This window comes from Vibrio sp. Isolate34, assembly GCF_022397915.1.
Classification (GTDB): Bacteria; Pseudomonadota; Gammaproteobacteria; order Enterobacterales; family Vibrionaceae; genus Vibrio.
Genome location: NZ_JAKEUO010000058.1, coordinates 1 through 865 on the forward strand (window position 1 = coordinate 1; position 865 = coordinate 865).

Here is an 865-nt window from a genome sequence, read left to right on the forward strand (position 1 = left end):
AAAGAACAGAAACATGTAATTCTAAAGCTATTACCCCTCTCTTCTTAAATAAATAGGAACAGAATGGTAATGAATTGACTGTGCCAAATAACCTCTCTCTCTATAAAGAAAGTAGTTATTTGTATTGGTCACTCAGTTCATTGAAATCATTGTGTTACCGAAGTAACTGTCATTACCTAAGTAATAACGTTTTGATATTCATCAACGAGTGCCCACACAGATTGATAGGTTTAAATTGTTAAAGAGCTTTGCTTTCAGTGCCTTAGCACTTAAGCAGGACGCGTATAATACGCTTTCTACTTTGAAAGTCAACATAAAATACTAAGAAAACTTAGAACTCTATGGTGACTTGTCTACTTAGTAGACAAAGTCGAATTTAAAGCCTGGCGATGTCCTACTCTCACATGGGGAAGCCCCACACTACCATCGGCGCTATTGTGTTTCACTTCTGAGTTCGGCATGGAATCAGGTGGGTCCACAATGCTATGGTCGCCAAGCAAATTTTGCTTTTACTTTCAGCTTTTAAAAACTGAAGGCAAAATAATCTGGAAAGCTGCTTCTCTATTTAATAGAGCTATAAAAGTTTCTCTTCAAACTCATTCAAGCGTTTRGTATTTCTTTGAGTCCACAAAACCCCTTGGGTGTTGTATGGTTAAGCCTCACGGGCAATTAGTACAGGTTAGCTCAATGCCTCGCAGCACTTACACACCCTGCCTATCAACGTTCTAGTCTTGAACAACCCTTTAGGACGCTTAAAGCGTCAGGGAAAACTCATCTCAGGGCTCGCTTCCCGCTTAGATGCTTTCAGCGGTTATCGATTCCGAACTTAGCTACCGGGCAATGCCATTGGCATGACAACCCGAAC

Annotated in this window: 2 rRNA genes; both read right to left on the reverse strand. The window is 40.5% G+C overall.

Features of this window, described 5'->3' with window-relative positions:
• Window positions 1-381: 381 nt before the first annotated feature.
• Window positions 382-497: ribosomal RNA gene (gene rrf / locus L1D22_RS22195) — 5S ribosomal RNA — on the reverse strand.
• A gap of 151 nt (window positions 498-648) precedes the next feature.
• Window positions 649-865 (reverse strand): 23S ribosomal RNA (locus L1D22_RS22200); the annotation flags it as partial.